General features: G+C 64.3%; 17 protein-coding genes and 1 pseudogene. 10 read left to right on the top strand and 8 right to left on the bottom strand.

The features are described 5' to 3' along the window. Window positions 1–152: 152 nt before the first annotated feature. The 4 genes from VT84_RS20600 to VT84_RS20585 form a co-directional block, all read right to left on the bottom strand. A complete protein-coding gene (locus VT84_RS20600; protein WP_052560784.1) occupies window positions 153–470 on the bottom strand; it encodes a hypothetical protein in 318 nt (105 codons plus the stop codon). Between the two features lie 286 nt (window positions 471–756). Beyond that, window positions 757–4740, bottom strand: coding sequence for a PVC-type heme-binding CxxCH protein (locus VT84_RS20595; RefSeq protein ID WP_162271787.1), 3984 nt, complete (start codon window positions 4738–4740; stop codon window positions 757–759). 49 nt (window positions 4741–4789) lie between these two features. Continuing rightward, complete coding sequence (locus VT84_RS20590) at window positions 4790–7018, bottom strand: serine/threonine-protein kinase (protein WP_082840832.1); 2229 nt, start codon at window positions 7016–7018, stop codon at window positions 4790–4792. Then, window positions 7015–7593 carry a sigma-70 family RNA polymerase sigma factor gene (locus VT84_RS20585; protein ID WP_082840831.1) on the bottom strand — a complete coding sequence of 193 codons (579 nt, stop codon included), beginning with the start codon at window positions 7591–7593 and terminating at the stop codon, window positions 7015–7017. The genes VT84_RS20590 and VT84_RS20585 overlap by 4 nt, the downstream gene beginning before the upstream one ends. Before the next feature lie 397 nt (window positions 7594–7990). Between VT84_RS20585 and VT84_RS20580 the strand changes: the two genes are divergently transcribed. Both VT84_RS20580 and VT84_RS20575 read left to right on the top strand, forming a co-directional pair. Further along, complete coding sequence (locus VT84_RS20580; protein WP_082840830.1) at window positions 7991–8377, top strand: hypothetical protein; 387 nt, start codon at window positions 7991–7993, stop codon at window positions 8375–8377. 18 nt (window positions 8378–8395) lie between these two features. Then, the gene (locus tag VT84_RS20575) at window positions 8396–8596 is read left to right on the top strand and encodes a hypothetical protein (protein WP_082840829.1); all 201 of its coding nucleotides are present in this window, start codon (window positions 8396–8398) and stop codon (window positions 8594–8596) included. A gap of 15 nt (window positions 8597–8611) precedes the next feature. Here the strand turns inward: VT84_RS20575 and VT84_RS20570 are convergent, their stop codons facing one another. Both VT84_RS20570 and VT84_RS20565 read right to left on the bottom strand, forming a co-directional pair. Continuing rightward, window positions 8612–9829, bottom strand: a complete 1218-nt coding sequence (locus VT84_RS20570; RefSeq protein ID WP_082840828.1) for an RNA polymerase sigma factor — start codon at window positions 9827–9829, stop codon at window positions 8612–8614. A 136-nt stretch (window positions 9830–9965) separates the two neighbouring features. Further along, window positions 9966–10223, bottom strand: coding sequence for an RNA polymerase sigma factor (locus VT84_RS20565; RefSeq protein WP_162271786.1), 258 nt, complete (start codon window positions 10221–10223; stop codon window positions 9966–9968). Window positions 10224–10411: 188 nt separating this feature from the next. On the opposite strand from VT84_RS20565, the pseudogene VT84_RS20560 reads away from it, so the two are divergent. From VT84_RS20560 to VT84_RS20545, 3 genes and pseudogenes are all read left to right on the top strand, one after another. Next, a pseudogene (locus VT84_RS20560) lies at window positions 10412–11766 on the top strand (ISNCY family transposase); the annotation flags it as partial. Window positions 11767–11821: 55 nt separating this feature from the next. Next, complete coding sequence (locus VT84_RS20550; RefSeq protein WP_052554143.1) at window positions 11822–12343, top strand: helix-turn-helix domain-containing protein; 522 nt, start codon at window positions 11822–11824, stop codon at window positions 12341–12343. A gap of 55 nt (window positions 12344–12398) precedes the next feature. Then, a complete protein-coding gene (locus VT84_RS20545) occupies window positions 12399–12926 on the top strand; it encodes a transposase (RefSeq protein ID WP_204249611.1) in 528 nt (175 codons plus the stop codon). A gap of 298 nt (window positions 12927–13224) precedes the next feature. Here VT84_RS20545 and VT84_RS20540 read toward each other — a convergent pair whose 3' ends face one another. Together VT84_RS20540 and VT84_RS20535 are read right to left on the bottom strand one after the other, a co-directional pair. After that, window positions 13225–13884: a hypothetical protein gene (locus tag VT84_RS20540; RefSeq protein WP_082840824.1), complete on the bottom strand. Its 660-nt coding sequence runs from the start codon at window positions 13882–13884 to the stop codon at window positions 13225–13227. After that, window positions 13881–14588 (bottom strand): DUF4058 family protein, encoded by a 708-nt coding sequence (locus VT84_RS20535; RefSeq protein ID WP_082840823.1) that lies wholly within the window; start codon window positions 14586–14588, stop codon window positions 13881–13883. Before VT84_RS20535 ends, VT84_RS20540 begins: the two co-directional genes overlap by 4 nt. 107 nt (window positions 14589–14695) lie before the next feature. Here VT84_RS20535 and VT84_RS20530 point away from each other — a divergent pair, with 107 nt between their 5' ends. From VT84_RS20530 to VT84_RS20510, 5 genes are all read left to right on the top strand, one after another. Next, entirely contained in the window at window positions 14696–16099 is a 1404-nt protein-coding gene (locus VT84_RS20530; RefSeq protein ID WP_082840822.1) for a magnesium chelatase, read from the top strand. A 133-nt stretch (window positions 16100–16232) separates the two neighbouring features. After that, window positions 16233–17606: an aspartate aminotransferase family protein gene (locus VT84_RS20525; protein ID WP_082840821.1), complete on the top strand. Its 1374-nt coding sequence runs from the start codon at window positions 16233–16235 to the stop codon at window positions 17604–17606. Between the two features lie 251 nt (window positions 17607–17857). Further along, window positions 17858–19180, top strand: coding sequence for a purple acid phosphatase family protein (locus tag VT84_RS20520; RefSeq protein ID WP_082840820.1), 1323 nt, complete (start codon window positions 17858–17860; stop codon window positions 19178–19180). Between the two features lie 234 nt (window positions 19181–19414). After that, window positions 19415–20905 carry an FAD-binding oxidoreductase gene (locus VT84_RS20515; RefSeq protein WP_082840819.1) on the top strand — a complete coding sequence of 497 codons (1491 nt, stop codon included), beginning with the start codon at window positions 19415–19417 and terminating at the stop codon, window positions 20903–20905. A gap of 37 nt (window positions 20906–20942) precedes the next feature. Then, window positions 20943–21395 carry a hypothetical protein gene (locus VT84_RS20510; RefSeq protein WP_082840818.1) on the top strand — a complete coding sequence of 151 codons (453 nt, stop codon included), beginning with the start codon at window positions 20943–20945 and terminating at the stop codon, window positions 21393–21395. The last annotated feature ends 153 nt before the right edge of the window (window positions 21396–21548 follow it).

Here is a 21548-nt window from a genome sequence, read left to right as displayed (position 1 = left end):
AATGACCGGTGACGATTCGATGCAAATAAGTTCAATTAGCTTGAAGTAGCTATGGAAGTGCAGAGCCGAACTGGGGCACGGGTGGGAAGTGAATACAAGAGCACCGGGCGGTGCTCACACGGCCCGGTGCTCGTTCGTGTCGGTTCTTGCGATTAGCGACCGCGCCCGTTGCGCGTCGGGGCGGGTTGGGCCGCTTCCGGTTCGGGGCGCTTGAGGTCGAATTCGTACTCGCCGTATTCCGCGGCGAACTTGCCCTTCTCGGTCAGCGTGTAGGTCGCCTCGAACGGATCGGCATCGGTGCCGCTCACGCGCTCGAGGAGCCCGTCGGTGACCAGGACCGTCAGGAACGAGCCGTCCTTGGTGTTGCGCGTGGGGACCAGGCGCAGTGCGCGGCCGTTAAGGGGCTTCTTACTGCGCTTCGCGGTACGGAGCACTTGCCAGGTGAAGTGAGACGTGGGACGTACGGGCACGGGACATCTCCATGAGATGAAATGGGAAGAAGAAGGTTTGCGTGAACGCGAGTTCGACGTTGGGCGAATTTTGCGAGTTGAGTTGAAATTTACCCTCGCGCACCGAGGAGAGCAAGAGGGGACTTACTCACGAATAGCAATTCTTTTCTCATAATGGCCGTTTAATGCGTGCGACGAATCGTGTTCGGGAGCGCGGGCGACGGATTTTATCTGGGAGGTGTGTACCGTGTTCTATTGAGCGACAGCCGGGATCACTCAACAGAACACGGTGCGAACGAGCGCGGAATCACTTCAACGATTGCAAGTAAGCAATGAGGTCCGCGAGTTCTGGGGGCGTCAGGTTTGCAGCAAGGCCCTCGGGCATGGCCGACTGTTTCTGCTGCTGGCGCGAGGCGATTTCGCTGCGCTTGAGTTCGCGCTGCACCCCGGTCGATTCGCGGATGATCGTGGCGTCGGCCCGCTCGCCGACCACGAACCCCTGGAACACGCGGTCATCGGTGGTGACGAACCGGTACGTCTCGTACCCCTGGGCGAGCTTCGCGCTCGGCTTCAGGATCGATTCCACCAGCTCGTCCGGCTTGTACCGCTTGCCGATGTCCACGAGGTGTGGTCCCTTCGGGGTTTGGCCGTCGGCAGTGGTATGGCACGCAATACACGACTGCGACTTGAACAGCGCCTCACCCTTTTTGGCGTCCCCTTTCGCGGCCAGAACGAGCTTCGCGGCGTTCTCGTAGGTGGTGTTCCCGATCTGGTTCGGGTTCTTCGGATCGGCCTTTGGTAGCACGATCGGGTTCTCCTTCTCACCCTTCGCGATCTCGGTTCCGCCCGGTATGCCCGCGAGCGCGACCTTGTGCCGCGCGAGTTCGCTCTTGAGGAACGCGACCGTCTCCTTGTCGCCGTCGAGCGCCGCGGCCGTAATGACGGCGCCGATTCGTTTACTCATGTCCCACTCGACGCGGTCGTAGTACGGCCCGGTGTTGTCCGGGCGGATGCCCCACCAACTCCCCTTGTAATCGGCTTCGCGGTGGTAGAGCCGGATCAGCGTGACCAGAATCCCGCGCCGCAGTTCGGGCGTGCGGACCGAGCCGAGTTTCTTGATAAGCCCTTCGACCGCCTTCGGGTCGTGTGCGTACCGCAGTGCCCACAGCGCACCTTCCCAGTGCGGGCCGTCGAGGGCTTCGAGGCACGCATCGGTCGCGTTGAGCGCAACGAGACCCCGGACCGCCAGGTGCGGAACGACGCGGTCGGGGTCGGGTTGGTTTTGGAGCGGCTTCGTGGTCGGCATCGCCGATCCCTTCGGGCGCGCGGTGAGTGGAATGATGCTCTTAGCCGCGGCTGGATCGTTCAGTCGACCGAGGCTGATGAGCGCCTGCGCCCGCACGCGGGGCGATTCGTCGGAAAGGGCGGCCACGAACACCTTCGCGTCGAGTCCCGCACACTCGCCCTTCCGGTCCGTGAGCGCACGCAGTACCGATTCGCGGACCACCGCGTCTTCAGCGAGCTTCAGCAGCGCTGCGTGCGAATCCTTACCGTCGAGCTGTTTCAGCGTGTAAATCGCAGCAACGCGACATTCTGGAGCGGCAGTCGCATCCGCGGCCAGCGCGATAAGTGCCTTGGTGGTGTCCGCGTTCTTCCCGCGGTGCAGGATTTCGCCCTGAGCGTGTATTCGCGTCACTGCGTTGGAGGCACTCAGCAACTTGACGAGTTGTGCAGGTCCGGCGCTCTTCAGAGCCGGGAACGGTTCCGCCTTGAATCCCTTGGGCGTGACGCGGGCGACGAACCCGATGTTCGGCCCCTCGAACCCCACCGCCGAGCCGTTCCGCCAGCTCGCCACGAACAACCGCCCGCTGCCATCGATGTCCATGCCGGTGGCACGCGGCATCTTCATGAACACCTCTTGCTTCAGGTCGAACGTTGGTCCGTTCGCTTTTAGATCGTGGAAGTAGACCTCACTGCGCCCCCAATCCCCCGTAAACAGCGCATTGCGATATTGGGCCGGCCACCGCGAGTCCTGCACGAACACACCACCCGTTCCCCCGCCGCCGCCGAAGGTACCGAGCGTGGGCATGATTTCGTCGGTGAAGTTCGCGAACAGTTGCGTGTAGCCGTACAGCGCGGATTGCCGCAGCAGGCTCACGCGGGTGTCCCACCCGGCACCGTCGTTCGTATTGTCGCGCGTGAACAGGTTCATGAACGGGTCGATCGCGAGATCGAACGGGTTCCGCAAACCGGTGCAGTAAACTTCCAGGTCCGTGCCGTCGGGCCGCACGCGGACGATCCCTCCGCCGCGCTGCACGATCGTCTTACCGTCCTTCCCCTTCGCCTCCTTGATGCCGTAGTCCCCGACGCCGATGTAGAGCCAGCCGTCGATCCCCATGCGGACGCAGTTGGTCGTGTGGTCGCCGCCGCGGGTGGTGACCTGCTCGGTCGTTAGCCCGGTGACGAGCACTTCCTGCCGGTCGGACACGCCGTCGCCGTTGTCGTCGTGGAAGACCGAGAGCGTCGGCGGGTGCATCACCCAGACCGAACCATTGCGGTAACACACCCCGCGTGGGTGCTCGACCTTCGCAAACACCGTGACGTCGTCCACCTTGCCGTCGCCGTCCTTATCGACACACCGCAGGATCTTCCCGCCCCCAGGGGTACGGCCCAGTGACCCCTGTTCGTCCACCGCGACGTAGATCGCGCCCGTCGGCTCGGCGGCAATCGCGACCGGGTAGTTCACCTTCGGCGGAACCGCGAACAGCGTCGCCTCGAACTCGGGCGGAACTTGTACGGTTTCACGGAACGATTTCTCGTCGATCGGCTGACTGTTCCCGCCTCCGAACCCGCCTCCACCGGGAGGCGGGCCGAAGTTGAATTGCGGGACAAACCCTTTGCTCTTCCCCGCCACTTGCGCGGCGACGGACGCGGTGCGCTTCTCGGCGAACGTTTTCACGTCCGGCGCTTGCGGTCCCATTGCGCTGGGCGGTCCAAAACCGGGAGCGGGCTCTTTGCGGGCCGTCACCGCCTTCGTTTCCTTTTCGCGCGCGGCTTTTGTCGCCTTATCGATCGCGTCCGCGTCCTTCAGGAGCTGGTCCTTCGTGAAGGCCGTCGCGGAAAGCTCCTTGAGCAATTTCTGATACTTCTCGTTGACCTCCTTGATCGCGAGTAACCGGTCGGGCAGCTTGTTTTCCCCCGGGTACGGCTTCGTGACACTCAGGTCCATGAGTTGATCGGGCGTTCCCAGAAACGAGGGGCTCGCGAAGGTGCCCTCCAGGTCGCCGGGGATGAACGCGAACTTGTTGGTCTTCGGGTCGAGGTAAAGCGTGTAGTTCCACCCCACGGCGAAAAAACTGTCCATGTTCGAGACGAACGCATTCGCCGCCTGGAAGCGCAAGAACGCATCCACATCGAGGTACGAGTCGATTTGCTTTTTGAACTCGTCGTCGGTGGACTGATTGACGAGCTTGGCGAAGTCGATGACGCGCTGTGCTTCGGCCTTCGTCGCGTCGCGGTGCGGTTGGTACTGGCCCTTGTAGCGCTCCCAGTCGTCGCCGAGAGCGTCGATTCCGCGCACGCGGAACGGCTTCATCAACAAGCCCTTATCACTGCCGAAGTGCGCGGTGAGGAACTGTGAATCCACGTTCTCAACCACCGTGTACAGCCCGACGAACTCCTTGTCGTACTTGCCCGGAACCGTGAGCGTGACTTCCGCGAACGCGGTTTGCGGCGCCGGTACGCCCACCGCGCGGAAGATCGAGTTCGCAAGGGCCGCGCGCGCTTTTGTGGGGTCGAGCGGCATCGCGTTCAGTTGAACGGCGGACCGCCCGTCGAGCTGCTGGGTGCTGAACTTGTCGAACGCAATCTTGAGGGGCCGCTTCAGCCCGCGCGCGGAGACGAAGTAGCTCATGTCACCAGAGTAACGCACCCCCACTTTTTTCAGCGACTTGCCCCCAACCGCGACGTCCCCCTCGACCCACGGGAAATCGGTCCCGAACAGGTTCTTCTCGGTGTCGCGCTTCTTGTCGTCTTTCTTCTCTTCCTTCTTTGGAGGCGGACCGCCGGGGAAGCCGAAACCACCGAGGGCGGGTTGCAGTGCGTCGAATTCCTTCGCAGAGATATCGAGGTAAACGGCCCACACTTTCGTGAGTCCGAAAGCACTTTCCACTGTTGGCTTCGAGTCTTCGGCTGCCGCGTGCCAGAGCGGGTGCGCGCCGCTGAGCAGCGCGGCGATCAGGAGCAGCCCGCAACATAGTGCGGCGGCTCGCGTCAGGAGTCGTCTAAGCATTAACATTCCTCCCGGAGCGTGTCCGCGCGCGGTCGCGTCGGGCACGGAATTACGGTGCGGGTTTCGCGTTCGACTTGGGGGATTTCTTCGGAGATGAGTACCCCTGCGCGCCGAACGGCGCGAGCGGGCCGTTGATCGGCGCGCCGGTCATTTCACGCCACTTCTGGGCCTGTATGCCGGTGAGTACCGCGAGAATGCGTTCGTTGGTGGACTGCTCTTTGGTTTCGTCGGAGCACTCGAACTTGCCCTGAGACGCGCCGCGCATCCAGCCGTACATGGTGTCGTCTTCGATCACCCGGATGCGCCCGCGCTGGTCGGGCGACAGCCCGAGCACGGCAGCCACTTCGGGGTCGCGGAACGCGCTCGGCCCTTCGGACTGCAACCCGATCTGGCGCAGACGCCCCTGCTGGCCCGAAGTCAGGATGGAGTTGAGGTCAGTTTCGTTGGCTCGCGCCTGGGCAACGGCACGGCGCCCGCGCTCCGCGGGCGCGATACGACCGATGTCACGCATGCACTCCGCCCACTGTTTTGCCGTGCGCACGGTGAGGTCTTTCATCCGGGTGCGCTGAGCCGGGTTCAGGTCCAGGTCGTCGAGCACAACCGGCTGGCAGAGCAGATGGAAGTGCGTGGCGGCGCGGAGGGCCGCGAGATCGGCCAGGATCGTTTCCACGCGCCGGGTCGTGTCGAGGAGTTCGGCCTGGGCGCGGGAATTGTCCCGCAATTCGATGAGCAGTTCTTGGTAGTACGCAAGGGCCGAACGGAGCAGTCGCTTGCGCAAGTGATCCGTACCCGGGCGGTCGGCAAGTTCTTCCTCACTCGCCCGGAACAGTTCGTCCACGGCCCGGCGCGCGAGCACGAGTCGCGCTTCGGCTTCTTCCGCGCGCTGTCGCTCGCGCTGATACAGATCCTCGGCCCGGTGGTGTTCTGCCAGCGTCCGGTCCCGCTCCGCACTTACGAGCGCCGCGCTCAGCAGCGAACCGGCAGTCACGAGGATCAACACTGCGGCGCAGACGAACAAGGTAGACGGGTGGCGCCGAACCCACATGCGGAACCGCTCGGCGAAGCTCGGCGGGCGCGCCAGAATCGGTCGGCGGTCGATGAACCGCTGGAGATCGTCGGCGAACTCCTGGGCGGTCGCATAGCGGTCGGCGGGTTCCTTCCTCAACGCCTTGAGGATGATCGTTTCCAGGCCGGTCGGGATCGCGGGATTGATCGAGAGGAGTGGCTTCGGTTCTTCGTCGGCAATTTGACGCAGAAGTTCGTGCCGGTCGCGCCCCTCGAACGGCGGGTGGAGCGTGAGCAGTTCGTAAAGCGTCGCGCCGAGCGAATAGACGTCACTGCGATGGTCGACAACCCCGCGCCGACCGAGGGCCTGTTCCGGACTGGCATAGCGCAGCGTGCCCAGGAGTTCGCCTGTGGCCGTTAGGCCGCTATCACCGATGACTTGAGCCAGTCCGAAATCGGCAACCCAAAGTTGGCCGCGCGGGTCCAGGAGCAGATTCCCTGGCTTCACGTCGCGGTGAACGACGCCGGTTTGGTGCGCGTATTCGAGCGCGAGGGCCGCTTGCCGGCCGAGTCCGGCGATCCGGTCCCAGTATGCCGGCCCGCCCGACTCGCGTTCGGTCGCGAACCGGGCGAGGGGCGCGGTGCTCATACCCGGAATCGCTTCCGGTGAATCCGTTTTGGGGCGCCGAAGTTCCGCGATCAGCGCCGCGAGGCTCTGCCCCTCGACGAACTGCATTGCGTAGTAGTGAACCCCGCGCTCGCAACCGACCGCAAACACCGGTACGATGTTCTCGTGCCGCAGATTCGCAGCGGCCGTGGCTTCGTTCTTGAACCGCTGAAGTTGCCGGGGATCGACGGCCGCCGCGAACGGCAGCACCTTCAGCGCCACCCGCCGATTCAGGGAAATCTGCTCGGCCTCGTACACCACACCCATGCCCCCCCGCCCCACCTCGCGAATGAGGTGGAAGTCACCGAGGCAGCCGAGAGCGGAGTTCGGAGCGCGGAATTCGGTACGCACCCGAGAAGAAGTGGCACCTTCAACACCGGTTGCCAATTCTGGCGCCCGCAGTCCGCACTCGCGTGCCGGGGCGGTCAGGCGCTCGACTTCGTCATGGTTGGCGAAAAAAGTCGCGAGGTCGTCCCGGAGATCGGGGTAAGCGGCCAGGAACGCGGAGCGGTCCGGTTCCGCACCGGTTTGGTGTGCTTCCAGGTACGCTAGCAGCACTTCATTCAGCCGGTCCTCGCGGCTGGTATCGGCCGGGTTGCGGGTCAAGCGGCGCCCTCCTCCGGTTCACGCAGTAACTCACGGAGCTTCTTCAACCCACGAAAGAGCAGCCCGACCACCGCCGGTCGTGTGCGGCCGACGTGCGTGGCAACATCAGCGACCGAAAGCCCCTTCAGATAATGCAGTTCCACGACGAGCCGCTGATCGTCCGGGAGCCGGCTCAGCGCTCGGGCGAGGCGGAGCAATTCTTCCCCACGAACGGCCCCACCGCTCGGGGACGATTGATCGGCCGCGAGTAAGCACTCCAACCGGGCCGAGGACTGTTCCAGTGCCGCTTCGAGCGAGCGCTCGCGGCTCAGGTCGCGTGCCGCGGTCTCAAACTCGCGTACCACTCCCGCGAGAGTGTTCGCAAGGATCACGCGCAGCCATCCGAGCCACTCGGCTTCCGTGGCACCACGAAACTGCGCCTGATGCGTGTGCGCCTGAAGAATCGTCTGCTGAACAATGTCGGAGGCGTCGAGTTTGGTCCGGAGACGCGCGCCCAAGTGGAGGCGAGCGAGTACCAGGAGGTAGTCGCGGTACCGCCCCAGTGTGCGCTCGTTGGCGTTCTCCGCGTTTTCCACGGTTCCGCGTGCCCTCCTTAGTTGACTAGATGCGGACCCACCGTCCGCGTAGCGCGCAGAGAGCTTTTTCGCCTTGCATCTTTCCGAATATCATTTGATACCCGATCTCGTGCCACCAGATTTTTGGAACGAAAGGCCCGCAGATGTCGAACGTCACGGACAAAAAATGAGTGACCCGCGTTGTGTTCAGACCAGACGCGGCCTTTCTTCAACCCGATACAAGTGGCAACATGAGAACCAACTGAGACTTGGGACGTTGTGCTACACGCGGTTTACTGTGTAGCGCGGTCAAGTCCTGTCCGTGAGGATTCTGGTCTGTAATCTTCTTACCTCCGACCTGCCCGAACGATTGTGCGGGGTGAACCGCAAACCGCTCGGGAACCTGTGAGGCACGCGGATGCGATCCGTTCGGCTGAAGATGACCGAAGTCCCCGGGGTGTTCTGGGGCGACGATAGCCGGGTGTACAAGTTGCAGGTTGGAACCGAGGTGCGGTGCTCGCGGTGCGGGCGGTGGGCACAGACCGTGTTTCGGTGGGGTGAAGAAGGGGTTTGCAGCGCACACGTGCGGGTCGCGTCCCGCACGCGGGTTCGAGTGACGACCACGTTCGCCTGGCGCGTCTACCGCACCGGGATCACGGAACCGCCGGCCGCGATCGTGATGCGCCGGGGCGACGAGTTCGCTGTCGCGGGGCCACCGGAGCGCTGCGGCAAGTACGACAAGTTCATGATGCCGGATAATAACGGGTTCGTGCTGGTTCCGCGGAGCCGCTGGGCCTGGGCATAGCAACGCAAGGAGCACACGATGAGCGACGAAGCCGAGGTACTGACTCTCGAACGGCGGCGCGAACTGTTCGCGGCCGTGGTCGCGGCGCAGGACGAGGGGCTGAGCGTTTGGGACTCGCGGGAGCTGATCGCCCGCCGGTTCGGGGTCGATGTCGAAGTGGTGCGCGCGGTCGAAAACGAGGGCCTCAACCGCAAGTGGCCCCCGTTCGGGAAGGGATGAATGCGCTCGGGTGGGTCAGTAGCTGAGCTGCCCTAATTCCAGTCCGGCGTTCTCGACCCACCGGGAGCATGCGTTCCGCACTCGTCCTCGAGTTTGTGAATCCCGCTCCCCGTGGATGTTCAGTGAGAAGTTGACCCTTTGGCCCTTCGCCAACTTCAATTTCTCAATGGCCGCCGCAACGGACTTGTCCACGTTCTCAGGAACCCAATCGTCGGTTTTACAAACGAGGCGCGGGTACACTTCAACGACCCCACCGACCGATTGGGTCAGCGCACGGCTCAGTGGCGTGCGCACCGGGTACGCTTGAACGCGCTCGTCACCAACGCCATTTTCTGCGTCGTCCGCTCCCTTGTTGTCCTTGAGTGGAGCGACGTAGTCTTCAAATGAAAACGCGCTGTTGTGCCAGATGGTCCGGTGTGTGGGATCACTCGGAACGAACCCGGCGCTCACCAGTGTGCCAATCAGTGCCGAGTCGAGCCAATCGATACAGTTACCGGACGTGCGATCGCGCCCGTAGTGCATTTCAATATGGGCAACAGACCGGCCCTTTTCGGGACGGAGTGATTCGAGAGCGGTTTGGAGTTCCTTCAAATTGAGTGCGTCCGTGTTGAGCGTATTCGGGTCTTTGAACAGTGCTGCCCCATCCACGATCACGACCGCGGCCGAGTTCGGACCGGCGCCGCGATAGAGCCGGCGTTGGAGTTCCGTGGTGATGGGAGCCACGGCAAACGTCTTGCTCACGACTGCTTGCGGAAGCTTCTTGGCCGGTTCTTTGGCGGCCGGCCCCGGTTGCGGAGGAGGTGCGACGGAGGGCGGTTCCGCGCTCGACCGCAACCCGAGTGCCAGAACGCAGCACACGATCGCCGCACCGATCCCCAAGTTAAGCACTTTCTTCGCGAGCGTCATTCGGATCTCCTGCTTTGCGAGTTCGAGCACCGAAGCCGCAACGAGCGGGCGGCTTGTGGTTGCAAAGGCGACCGCGGCGCGCGTTGTTGCGGTCACAAAAGAAGGTGAAACCGCCAGTGCCACCGGAGCGAGTACGGAAAGCGACACGCCGTGCCGAGTTAGTCGGTCGGCGAGTTTGTCCTTGGCGCGCGCCACGCGACTGGCGACCGTGCCCACCGGCCACCCGAGCCGCCGCGCCGCTTCCGCGTGAGTTAGCCCCTCAAAGAAACACTGGAGCACGAGCGCCCGATACGGCTCCGAGAGGCGATCGAGTTCTTCTTGGAGCACGCGGTCGAGGTTCTGGTCCGGAACGAGGCCGGCACAGCAGGTAGTGCATCAAGGTCCGTGGTCGAAACAGTCGGCAACACGCGCCGGCGGGCGGCCCGATACGCGACCCGGCGGGTCACGCGGAACAGCCATCCCGTCACCGATCCCAAGCGCCGACGGTCGGCGCTTGTCGGGCTAAAGCCAGAAACACGGCTTGTGCGGCATCTTCGGCCGCGTGGTGATCGCCCAGTACCCCTTTGCACGCGCGCAGCACCAGCCCGGCATGGCGCCAGACAAGTAACTCGAACGCTCCCGCGTCGCGGTCGTTCACGAACCGGGCGAGCAACTCGGCATCGGTCGGTTCGGCCAGTTCCGAGCGGGTAGCGGCAAGAATTCGGCTCGCGGGGTAGGACATCGGAGGCTCCTTACTCATTCAGTACTTTTTTCCAGGCAGGCAAACGTGTCTGGATCGGAAGTGGCGGCTGGTTTAACCTTTAGGTCGGCCTCCGAGGACGACCGATGAAGAAGGCGAAGACCGCGGAGCCAACGATCACCCGCGACCTGACGCCCGAGCGGGCCGCGTGCCCGTACTGCGGGCGGCCCATGTGGGCCGATTATGCGGCCCGCCGCACGGTCCACACCCTGACCGGTGTGACCCGTTTGAATCTGACCGTTCGCCGGTGCCGGACCGCGGCGTGCGCCGGTTACAAGAAGCCGTACCGGCCCGAGGCCGAGGGCTCGTTCGCGCTGCCCCGGCACGAGTTCGGGCTCGACGTGATCGCCCTGATCGGGCGCCTGCGGTACGCCGAGCACCGGTCCGTGCCCGAGATCCGGACCCACTTGGTCGCCCGGAACGTGTCGGTGTCCGAGCGCACCGTGACCAACCTGCTGGACCGGTACGACGAGTTGCTCGCCACGTCCCTGACCGACGATCACCGGGTCCAGAAGGTGCTGGCCGCCCAGGGCAAGGTGATCCTGGCCCTCGACGGGCTCCAACCGGACGTCGGGCGCGAGGTGCTGTGGGTGATCCGGGACGTGCTCAGCGGCCAGATCCTGCTGGCTAAGAGCCTGCTGTCGGCCCGGAACCAAGATCTGGCGGCCCTGCTGTCAGCGGTGAAGGGGGCGTGCGGGGTGCCGGTCGCCGGGGTCATCTCCGACGGCCAGCACTCGATTCGCAAAGCCGTGGCGCGGGCGCTCCCCGGTGTGCCCTACCAGCTGTGCCAGTTCCACGACCTGCGGGAGGCCGCGAAGCCCATTTATGAGGCCGATCGGCACGCCAAGGTGGCACTCAAGAAGAAGGTCCGCGGGGTGCGCCAGATCGAGCGCCAGGTCGAGGGGCGAACCGATCCCGAGGCCGGCGCGGTGCGCGGGTACTGCTCGGCGGTACGGAGCGCCATCACCGACGATGGGCGGCCCCCGCTGGACGCGTCGGGGCTCAAGTTGCACGCCCGACTGAGCGCGGTCGCCGGGAGCCTGGGGCGGGTCAAGGCCAAGGGGGCGCGCCGCCCGAGCTGACGCGCCTGGAGAGGATCCTCCGGGGCGCCCTGAGCGCGGCGGGTGGGGCGTTCGCGCCGTTGTACCTGGCGTTCGGGTGGGTGCGCCGGGCGGCCCACATCCTGGGCCAAGTCGAACTCAAGGGGGCCGTCGTTCGGAGCCAGTTGAGCGGGCTGCTGGGCGCGATGGCGCGGCACCGGGGGGCGGTCGGCGACCTGAGCGGGGCCGTGGATCAGTTCGTGAAGGTGAGCCGGAGCTACTGGCCCGGGCTGTTCGCGTGTTACGACACGCCCGGGGTGCCACGGACCAACAACGACCTGGAGCGGGCGTTCGGGAGCCACCGGTATCACGAGCGCCGGGCCACCGGGCGCAAGGGCGCCAGCCCGTCGCTGGTGCTGCGGGGCGCGGCCAAGTTGATCGCCGGGCTGGCGACCCGGTCACGCGAGGTGACGGCGGCCGACCTAGTGCAGCCTAATTGCTGACCGTTTGCGAATCCGGTCGGGGTCGTATGTTGTCGGGATGAACAAGCCCCGTAAATTCGTCCGCACGCTCACGGCCGCCGAGCGGCGGGCGTTGGAGCGAGGCCGTAAGTCGGCCGATGCGTTCACCGTCCGCCGGTCGCAGATCCTGTTGGCGAGTGCCGGGCGGATGGGGCCGGCCGAAGTCGGGCGGGTGGTCGGGTGTACCGCCCAAGCGGTCCGCAACGCCGTCCGGGCGTTCGAGACCGACGGCCTGGGATGCTTGGGCGCCAAGTCGCATGCCCGCAAGGATCCCGGCCGGGTATGGGACCGGGGGCGGGACGAGGACCTCAAGGATCTACTCCACCGCCGGCCCCGAGAATTCGGCAAGCCGACGAGCCTGTGGACCCTGGCGTTGGTGGCCGAGGTGTGCCACCAGAAGGGATGGACGCCCCGGGTGCTGTCGGTCGAGCCGATCCGACAGGCGTTGAAGCGTCTCGGGGTCGGGTGGAAGCGGGCCAAGCACTGGATCACCAGCCCGGACCCCGAATACGTCAAGAAAAAAGGCGTCGGGACCGGCTGATCGCTGAGGCGGCGAAGCATTCGGACTGGGTGCTGGGCTTTCAAGACGAGTGCTGGTGGACGCGACTGGCCCAGCCCGATCTGTTCGCCTGGACGACCTCCGGCCCGCTCCGGCTCGGGGCAACGCCCGGGATCCGAAGGGCGGCGGGCCCGAGCCGGTGGCGTGCTATGGGGTGCTGCGGGCCGACACGGGCGGGATGATGCTGCGGTTCTGCGACGGGCGCCCGGTAAGTGCCACCACCGAGGCGTTCCTGGGGTGGGTGTGCGAGGTGCTGGCGACCGAGGGGAAGGCGGTGTTGGCCCTGGTGTGGGACAACGCCGCGTGGCACGTGAGCCGGCGCGTGCGGCGGTGGATCGAGGCCCACAACCGGCGGGTCCGGCGAGCGAAGACCGGGTGCCGGATCCGGGTGTGCGGACTTCCCGTGAAGGCCCCGTGGCTCAATCCGATCGAACCCAAGTGGGTCCACGGCAAGCGGGCCATCGTCGAGCCCGACCGGAAACTTACCGCCGCTGAGGTACGGCAACGAGCGTGCGACTACTACGGCTGCACGCTCCACCCCACATTGCCAAAACCTCAGCCATGATCCTGCACTAGCCGGTGCGGATCGGGCCGCGTGGAAGCAGTTGCGGGCCGAATTGGAGACCCGGCGGGTCGAGCGGAGGCGATTCCGGCGCGACCCCGACGGGTACCTGAAAGCCCTCGAAAACAAGCTCATCCAGTCACGTTTGCCGGCCTAGCCCTTTTTGAACTTGCTCCAGTTCGTAAATTCGGGGTTCTCAACCGTGTCATCGGCTGGCGCCGGGCCACCGAAGGCGAGCACCACGACCGAAGCGAGGGCAGCGGCACGCATCGGGCATCTCCTTGTGAAGCGGGTGGAAATCTCAATCTAAATCGTCTCGGGCGAGAAAGCGTTCCAATTCCGCAGGCGGTAGCCCGGATACGCCTTCCTTGTGCGGTGTGAATCCGACGGAGTTGATGACCCGGCGCCCGGTCGGATCGGGTGATTCGATCACCGCCTTGTGCAGCACGCCGAGCGGATTCCCGGTGCCTGGATCGAACGGCAACTGGCTGTTGTTCACGACCACAATAAAGGATTCGCCGTGGGGCAGTCTAACTTCCGTGATAAATGGCGCGAGTTCGGCTTCGCCCGCGGGGAACATCGGATTGTGGGCCGCGAGGTACTCGATTAGCGCTACCCCAGCACGCACGGCTGCTGCGGTAGCGTCCGCGATCCAGAACCGGCTCCGCACGCGGGTCGGCTCGTAGCCCAGTACGAGCAGCGACGCCGGCGGCGCGCCGTCGCGGTGGAACTTGGAACTCACCTGTTGATCGAACCGCCCGAACCGTTCTGGTACGAATGCGACCGGGAACGCGGTCACCATCTCCACCATGGCGTGCCGCAATTCGCGTGAGTTCACCTTCCGCGCGAGGCGCAGAAGTGCGAACCCGGGTTGATCGAGTCCCGAGCGCCACACGCGGCGGAACGCTTCTGGTGCGGTCGCGAGCACGTCGTCGGGGTCCAACAGAAGCGATTCTGTCACGCGATGCGCCTCCGGCGACACGCGGCCATGTAACTCGCCTCAAGTTCTACAGGAACGAAGTAATCCGCGATCAACCGGAGGGGCATCGTCGGGAGCGCGTCGCCGACGTTGAACTGATTCACCCAGACGTCGATCTCTGGGTGCGTCTCACGAATTACAGGACGGTACGATGCTGCGTAGAGTGGAGGATCGGGAGCTAATCGCAGGTCATCGGGCATCTTCATCAAACGCACGATCTCGTCGTGTAAATTCGCCCGGCGCTCGGTCACGACGTCAACGATGAGAACGCTGATACCTTCGTGCAAGTAACTCGCGACCTTCGTGGCGAACGCTCGTCGCGTATCGTCATCGTCCTTGTTCCCCGGGCTAATCAGCTCGATGGCAGCAACGAGGTGTCGCCCGCCGTACTCCCGGAACACGAGCACCTCGAACCGGTCCGGAAATGTCGCCGGTACTGCAACGGCAGGAGGTGGTTGCCACCCCGAATGCTTCGATGTGGCCGAACCATTGCTCCCCGGTGAGTGGCGGAGCGTAGCGATGTCGATTTCAAACCCGCTCCCCAGCTTCAAGTGCTCGCGCACCTGGAACTCGCGCGGAACGGTTTGTGTCAAGCTATCGGCAATCGAACCGGCCCAAACCGCGAGGACCGTGTTCCACTGGATTGTGTCGGTAACCGGTGAGCGGAAGTGGTCGAGCAGCGGCATTTGTGGTTCTCCCCGTCTTGGGCCATCTTACCACAGCGCCCGCACTTTGTTCCGCTTGGGGCGGGTGCGTAAAATGCCGCGTGCCACTTCACCGAGCAAGGACACCCATGACCGGTACCCGACCCACGTCGCTCAAAGAACTCCGCGAAAGCGGCTGGCAATCCAAGTCCGTCAAACATGAACTCCGCGACAACTACCTCGCGGCCCTCCAGAGCAGCGAACCATTGTTTCCCGGGATCGTCGGCTACGACGACACGGTGGTTCCCGAAATCAGCATCGCGGTGCTCGCGGGCCACGACATGCTGTTCCTGGGCGAGAAGGGGCAAGCGAAGAGCCGACTTATGCGGGCGCTCGTGCGCTTCCTCGACGAGTACGTTCCGTACCTCGATCTTCCCGGGTGCCCGGTCCACGAAGATCCTTTTAACCCTCTCACCCGGGCCGCGAAAGAGTACGTTGCGAACACACCCGAGGACCAGATCCGGATCGCGTGGTGGCACCGCACCGACCGCTACGCGGAGCGCCTCGCTCCGGGCACGAAGTTCGCGGACGTGATCGGCGAAATTGACCCCGCGAAGCTCGCGGCCGGCACCAGCATGGCAGCGGAAGACGCGCTGCACTTCGGGCTGATCCCGCGCATGCACCGCGGGATTTTCGCGATGAACGAGATCCCGGAACTGGACGAACTCATCCAGGTCGGGTTGTTCAACATTCTCGAAGAGCGCGACGTCCAGATCCGCGGGTACCCGATCCAGTTCGATCTCGACGTGCTGATCCTCTTCAGCGCGAACCCCAGCACGTTCAACCGCTCGGGCAAGGTGATTCCCCAACTGAAGGACCGCATCGGGTCGCTGATTCAGACGCACTACCCGCGCGAACGCGCGCTGGGCATCGAGATCATGGAGCAGGAGGCGCGCCCGGACGCGAGCGGGGTGTTCGTCCCGTATTTCATGAAGGAGATCATCGAGCAAATCAGCGTGAGCGCGCGGAAGAGTAAGTACGTGGACCACGCGAGCGGCGTGAGCGCGCGGTTCAGCATTGCGAACTACCGCACGATGGTCGCGAGCGCGCGGCACCGCGGGGTGCGCCTGGGCGAATCGCCCGCCGTTCCGCGTATCAGTGACTTGGGCCACCTCCCCACTTCGTCGCTCGGCAAGCTCGAACTCGACCTGATGGGTTCGCACCAAATGGGTGAGAAACAGGTGCTCGAAGCGATCATCGCGGACGCGATCCGCACAGTGTTCGAGGAGTACGTGGAGGCACACGGCCTGGAAGAGATCGCCGACGTGTTCTCGAAGGGTGTGAAGATCGAGGTCGGCGACATGCTGCCGAGCGCGGAGTACGCGAAGCGCCTGAAGCGCGTGCCGAAGGCATGGGAGAAGGCGTTTGAGGTGAACGCGGGTGCGAGCGACGCGGTGCGCGCTAGTTGTGTGGAGTTCGTGCTGGCCGGGCTGTACGCGAGTGACCGTATCAGTCGCGCCACGCGGCACGGTCGCATGACCTACGAGACGTGATGCCGTTTACGGATCGCGGAGCGTGGGTAAGACGCAACAGAGACGGCCGGCGTCGGTCGGTTGGTGTACACTGTGGGAGCACCCACAACACCATTCGGCCGGCGCCGGCCGTTTGCCTTTCGGAGTTCCGCTCATGCCCGCGACCGCGACACAGACCGTCGCCGACCGCTATACCGCTACGTTCGCTGGATCGAAGCGCCGGTTTGAAACGGCTAAGGGCGTTTTCCCCACCGGTGTGACGCACGACGCCCGCATGATGGACCCGTTCCCGGTGTACATCACGCACGCGAAGGGCGCGCACAAGTGGGACGTGGACGGGCACCAACTCACCGATTACTTCGTCGGCCACGGCTCGCACCTGCTCGGTCACTGCCCGGATGACGTGGTGAAGGCCGTACAGGACCAGATGGCGCGCGGAACTCACCACGGGGCCTGCCACGACGCGGAAATCGAGTGGGGGCAACTCGTTCGCAAGCTGATCCCCAGTGCGGAGCGCGTGCGGTTCACCGGTAGCGGAACGGAAGCGACTCTTATGGCGCTCCGACTGTCGCGCCTCTACACAGGAAAGGGGAAGCTCCTCAAGTTTCACGGGCACTTCCACGGGTGGCACGACTACGTCACCGTTTCTGCCGACCCGCCCTACGATGCGCCGGGCGTGCCCGGGGTGCCGGACGACGTGGCCGCTCACTGTGTGGCGGTACCGCCGAACGATCTCAATCGCGTCGAGGACGCGATCAAGGCTGATTCGCAAATCGGCGCCGTGATTCTCGAACCGACGGGTGGGCACTGGGGGGCCGTGCCGATTCGGGGCGAGTTTTTGAAGGGTTTGCGCGAGATCTGCACACGGCACGGCCGGCTCCTCATTTTCGACGAAGTGATTACCGGCTTCCGCGTGTCTCCGGGCGGGGCGCAAGCGTTCTACGGTATCACGCCCGACCTCACCGCGATGGCGAAGATCCTCGCGGGCGGGTTACCAGGCGGGTGCCTGGGCGGGCGCGCGGACATACTCGCGTACATCGAGCCGCGCCCGGGTAAGCCCAAGATGAAGCACCCCGGCACTTACAACGCGAACCCGCTCTCGGCGGCGGCTGGTGTCGCCGCACTGAGTCGCGTTGCGACCGGTGAGCCGTGCGACCGGGCCAACCGCGCCGCGACCCGGCTCCGCAACAAGCTCAACGAACTGTTCGCCGCGCGCGAGTGGCCGTGGGTCGCTTACGGTGACTTCAGCATGGTTCGTGTGCTGCCAGGGTACACCGGTCCGCGCCCGAGTACCGCGGCCGGCGTTAACGATGGGCTGGTTCCGTTCGACGGCGATGTGAACAAGCTCGACGGCCCGAAGAATATGAAGCTGTACCACGCGATGCGCCAGGCCATGCTGCTCAACGGTGTGGATTGGTGGGGTTTCGCGGGCATGACCTGTTGCGACCACACCGACGCGGTCGTCGACCACACGGTCGCCGCGTTCGAGGCGAGCCTGGAAGCGCTGACCGCCGAAGGACTGGCCTAGCGGTTGAGTGCGGGATGAACCGAAGATTACGCGGATTAAGACAAATGATGGAGATTCACCCATTCGTTGCTTGATCCGTGTAACCTGCGCGACCCGCGGCTCTGCTCCGTTCGGATATGCGTGTGCGGCGCGCGAAGGGCGCGCGAAAGTTTGAACTGTCCTCTCGCTTTTCTCCGCGCGCTCGCGCACGATGGTAAATAGCTGCCTCCCCACATGCTCCCGCCAAAGACCCCGAACCCAAACGCTGCCACATGACGCCGTTCAGTCGTCGCACCTTCCTGCGATCGTCCGCCGGCGGGCTGGCGTCCGCGCTCGTCGCCGGACACAGCTCGCACTCCGCCGAAAATGTTGACGTCGCGCCGCCCCCGCGTCGGGTCGGCGGGCCGGTTCCGATGACCCTCGTGCCGCAAGACACGCTGTTTCTGACGTGGCAGCGCGACCCGACGACCACGATCACCGTGCAGTGGGTCGGGCCGGAGACACCAGAGCCGACACCCCTCCGCATCGTGCCGCGTGACGGGGATCTGTGGAAAACCGGCACGGCGGAACAGAAGCCGTTCGGCCCCACGGACCTGAAGGTTCACCGCTGCGAGTTCACCGGGCTTCAGCCCGGAACGGAGTACATGCTCCAGGTCGGCAAGAACGCGCTCGCGTACCAGATCGGGTGGCGGACGGAATCGTACCGGTTCCGCACGATGCCCGCGAAGGCCACCGACACGTTCCAGTGGGTGTCCGGCGGCGATTGCGGCACCGGGCCGCACGCGATCGGTACGAACATTGTCGCGGCCAAGCAGGAGCCGTACTTCGCGTTTATTGGCGGCGACCTCGGGTACGACAACGGCACCTCGGCGAAGACCGCGATCCAGTTCTTGCAGAACTACGCGAAGCACATGGTCGACCCGAAGGGGCGGCTCATTCCGATGGTCACGTGTCTCGGGAACCACGAAGTGCGCGGGGGGTACAAGGGCAAGCGCTCCGACGCAACGTACTACTTCCCACTGTTCGACGGGCTGTACAAGGACACCACCTACGGCACGCTCGACTTCGGGGATTACCTGAGTCTCGTGCTGCTCGACAGCGGCCACGTGTCGCCGATCGGTGGCGAGCAATCCGACTGGCTCGCCACCGCACTGGCGGAGCGCGAGGGGCGCCCGCACCTGATCGTCGCGAACCACGTCCCGGCGTACCCGTCGTTCCGCGACCCCGCGACCGCAAAGACCGGCGCGCTCGGTACGGGCGAGGCGAACCGGATTCACTGGTGCCCGCTGTTCGAGAAGTACGGTGTGGACGCGGTTCTGGAGCACCACGATCACACGTTCAAGCGCACCCACCCGTTGAAGGACGGGCTGAGGGACAAGTACGGCGTCCCCTACCTGGGTGACGGCTCCTGGGGGCAGTTGCGGAAGCCGGGAACTCCAGAGAAGCGACCGTACCTCGCCTCAGTGGGGCACGCCTATCACATGACCGTTCACCGACTCGAGGGCGAGCAGCGCTATCACGTCGCGCTCGAAGAGAGCGGACGGGTGGCGGACGTGTACGGCACCTTCGGCAAGCGCCCCGCGAAGCGGGGGTAACGGTAGCCGAACCTGGTGTGCGAAGTAAGGGGAGGTAAGTACCTCTCCTTTGCAGTTGACGACGGCGCATCGTTCGCTCGGGAAAGAACTCGCTAAACAAGCGAGCGCCGTTGTCTGATGTAGCAGGGCAACGAATATTACCGCCGCGAGCACTGGACCCGGGCGATCGCCCCGTTGTTCCGGTACAATCAACTCCAAATAACAACACACAAACCTCGGACGTGTTTACGAAACATGATCGCGACCTCTCCGACTGCCTCCACCGCTATTTCGGCCGCTGACCACGTGAAACTCGTGTCGCGGATGAAGGCCATCGTCGGCAACGACAATGTGCTCACCGCAGCAGCGGACATGGCCGCTTACGAGTGTGACGGCTTCACCATCGCGAAGACCAAACCGAACGTCGTTGTGTTCCCGACTTCGACCGAACACATCGTCGGCATCGTGAAGGCGTGTAACGAACTCGGTGTGTCGTTTCTCGCGCGGGGGGCGGGGACGAGTCTCGCGGGCGGGTGCGTGCTCGTCGGCGGGGGCGTTATGATCGCGCTCGCTCGCATGAAACGCATCCTCGAAGTCAACGTCCGCGATCGCTACGCGGTCGTCGAACCGGGCGTCGTAAACGTGTGGCTCACCAACGCGCTCAAGCCGCACGGCTTGCACTACGCGCCCGACCCGAGCAGTCAGGGCGCTTGCACGATCGGTGGGAACGTTGCGACCAACTCCGGTGGGCCGCACACGCTGAAATACGGCGTCACCGTGAACCACATTCTCGGCGTCGAACTCGTGCTTCCAGACGGGCGCGTGGTGACGTGTGGCGGACCGACCGAGGACGGTACCGGGTACGATCTGACCGGCGCGATCGCGGGGAGTGAGGGGACGTTCGGCGTGGTGTCGAAGGTCTGGGTGCGGCTCACGAAGAATCCCGAGGCGTACCGCACGCTGCTCGGTATCTTCGAGACCATCGACGACGCCACGAGCACCATTAGCGACATCATCGGGGCTGGGATCGTGCCTGCGGCGCTCGAGTTACTCGACAAGACGATGCTCTCCGCGGTCGAAGCGGCGTTCAAGTTTGGATTCCCGCTCGACGCGGAAGCCGTCGTCATTATGGAAGTGGACGGCCTCGCGGCGGGGCTTCAGGACGAGGCGGACCGGATCGAGGTCATCGCGAAGAAGAACCGGGCACGCGAGGTGCGCAAGGCGAACACCGAGGCCGAACGCCTGGCGCTGTGGAAGGCGCGCAAACAGGCGTTCGGCACCATCGGGCGGTTGGGGTACCCGAGTTACTGTACCCAGGACGGTGTGGTTCCGCGGACAAAGCTTCCGGAGATCATGCGGCACATTCAGGCCACCGCGAAAAAATATGGCCTGGGTATCTGTAACGTGTTCCACGCGGGAGATGGGAACGTTCACCCCATTTTGATGTTCGACGAACGCGACCCGGCGCAGGTACAAAAGGTATTAGACGCGAGCCACGAGATCCTCGCGGAGTGCATCAACCTGGGCGGGAGTGTGACCGGCGAACACGGGATCGGCGTCGAGAAAATCGACTTCATGCCACTGATGTTTACCCCCGACGATTTGCATTACATGGTGCGGTTGCGCACCGCGTTCAACCCGGACGGGCGGTGCAGCCCCGGGAAGTTGCTACCGACAGCCGGGGGCTGTTCGGAACCGTCGATCGGCGTCACGCAAACCAAACCCGCCCGCCGCGCGGCGGTGTAATGCGGGCGCGGGTTCCGCGTCAATACGTGAGGGAGTTATGATTTTTGGAATCGAGGTCGGGCTGGCGATTTTCGGTATTCTCGCGCTCGTGCGCGGGAGAATGACCATGTCGAAGGGGAAAGTTGTTGTAGGGGTACCCGCGCGCCTGCTGGGACTCGTGGCTCTTACCCCGCTGCCGGTGGCGCTCGTGGTGATTCTTTTGTACACGATTGCCCAGGGCGGTGCCGATCCCGAGAAGTTCGCCCAAGATCAACGGCTCACAATCGCTCTCATCGAGGCTGGAGTAGTGATCTCGATTGCTGTGTTCGTGTTTGTGGTCGGGGCAATGATTGGTGTCAGTCCGGTAGAAGTCGCGCGGCGCGAGCGTAAGGGCCGGTACGAGGAGGACGAGTACGACGATCGCGGTGACTACGACGACCGTGAACGCACTCGGGACAGGGACAATCGCGACGAAGACGGCGATTGGGAACGCAAATCCAAGAATCGCTAGATATTACGATTCGCCCGGGGCCGGTGACGGAAATAAGTGTTGCGCGCTTGAGCCAAATACAAGTGCGCAACACTGAATCGGGTTGGCACGAAACGTTGTCGCGCGTTTATTCGTACCGTTCTGTGTTCTATAGTTGCGCGATCGTTTTTTTGC

It is taken from the genome of Gemmata sp. SH-PL17, assembly GCF_001610855.1.
Classification (GTDB): domain Bacteria; phylum Planctomycetota; class Planctomycetia; order Gemmatales; family Gemmataceae; genus Gemmata; species Gemmata massiliana.
Note: the sequence above shows the minus strand (reverse complement) of the source record. Positions and strands in the feature narration are given on the sequence as shown.

Excerpts from the sequence above, each read along its gene's own strand:
- VT84_RS20595 (WP_162271787.1), bottom strand. The coding sequence starts at position 4,740 with ATGCTTAGACGACTCCTGACGCGAGCCGCCGCACTATGTTGCGGGCTG.
- VT84_RS20580 (WP_082840830.1), top strand. The coding sequence starts at position 7,991 with ATGCGATCCGTTCGGCTGAAGATGACCGAAGTCCCCGGGGTGTTCTGG.
- VT84_RS20575 (WP_082840829.1), top strand. The coding sequence starts at position 8,396 with ATGAGCGACGAAGCCGAGGTACTGACTCTCGAACGGCGGCGCGAACTG.
- VT84_RS20565 (WP_162271786.1), bottom strand. The coding sequence starts at position 10,223 with ATGTCCTACCCCGCGAGCCGAATTCTTGCCGCTACCCGCTCGGAACTG.
- VT84_RS20550 (WP_052554143.1), top strand. The coding sequence starts at position 11,822 with ATGAACAAGCCCCGTAAATTCGTCCGCACGCTCACGGCCGCCGAGCGG.
- VT84_RS20535 (WP_082840823.1), bottom strand. The coding sequence starts at position 14,588 with ATGCCGCTGCTCGACCACTTCCGCTCACCGGTTACCGACACAATCCAG.
- VT84_RS20530 (WP_082840822.1), top strand. The coding sequence starts at position 14,696 with ATGACCGGTACCCGACCCACGTCGCTCAAAGAACTCCGCGAAAGCGGC.
- VT84_RS20525 (WP_082840821.1), top strand. The coding sequence starts at position 16,233 with ATGCCCGCGACCGCGACACAGACCGTCGCCGACCGCTATACCGCTACG.
- VT84_RS20520 (WP_082840820.1), top strand. The coding sequence starts at position 17,858 with ATGACGCCGTTCAGTCGTCGCACCTTCCTGCGATCGTCCGCCGGCGGG.
- VT84_RS20515 (WP_082840819.1), top strand. The coding sequence starts at position 19,415 with ATGATCGCGACCTCTCCGACTGCCTCCACCGCTATTTCGGCCGCTGAC.
- VT84_RS20510 (WP_082840818.1), top strand. The coding sequence starts at position 20,943 with ATGATTTTTGGAATCGAGGTCGGGCTGGCGATTTTCGGTATTCTCGCG.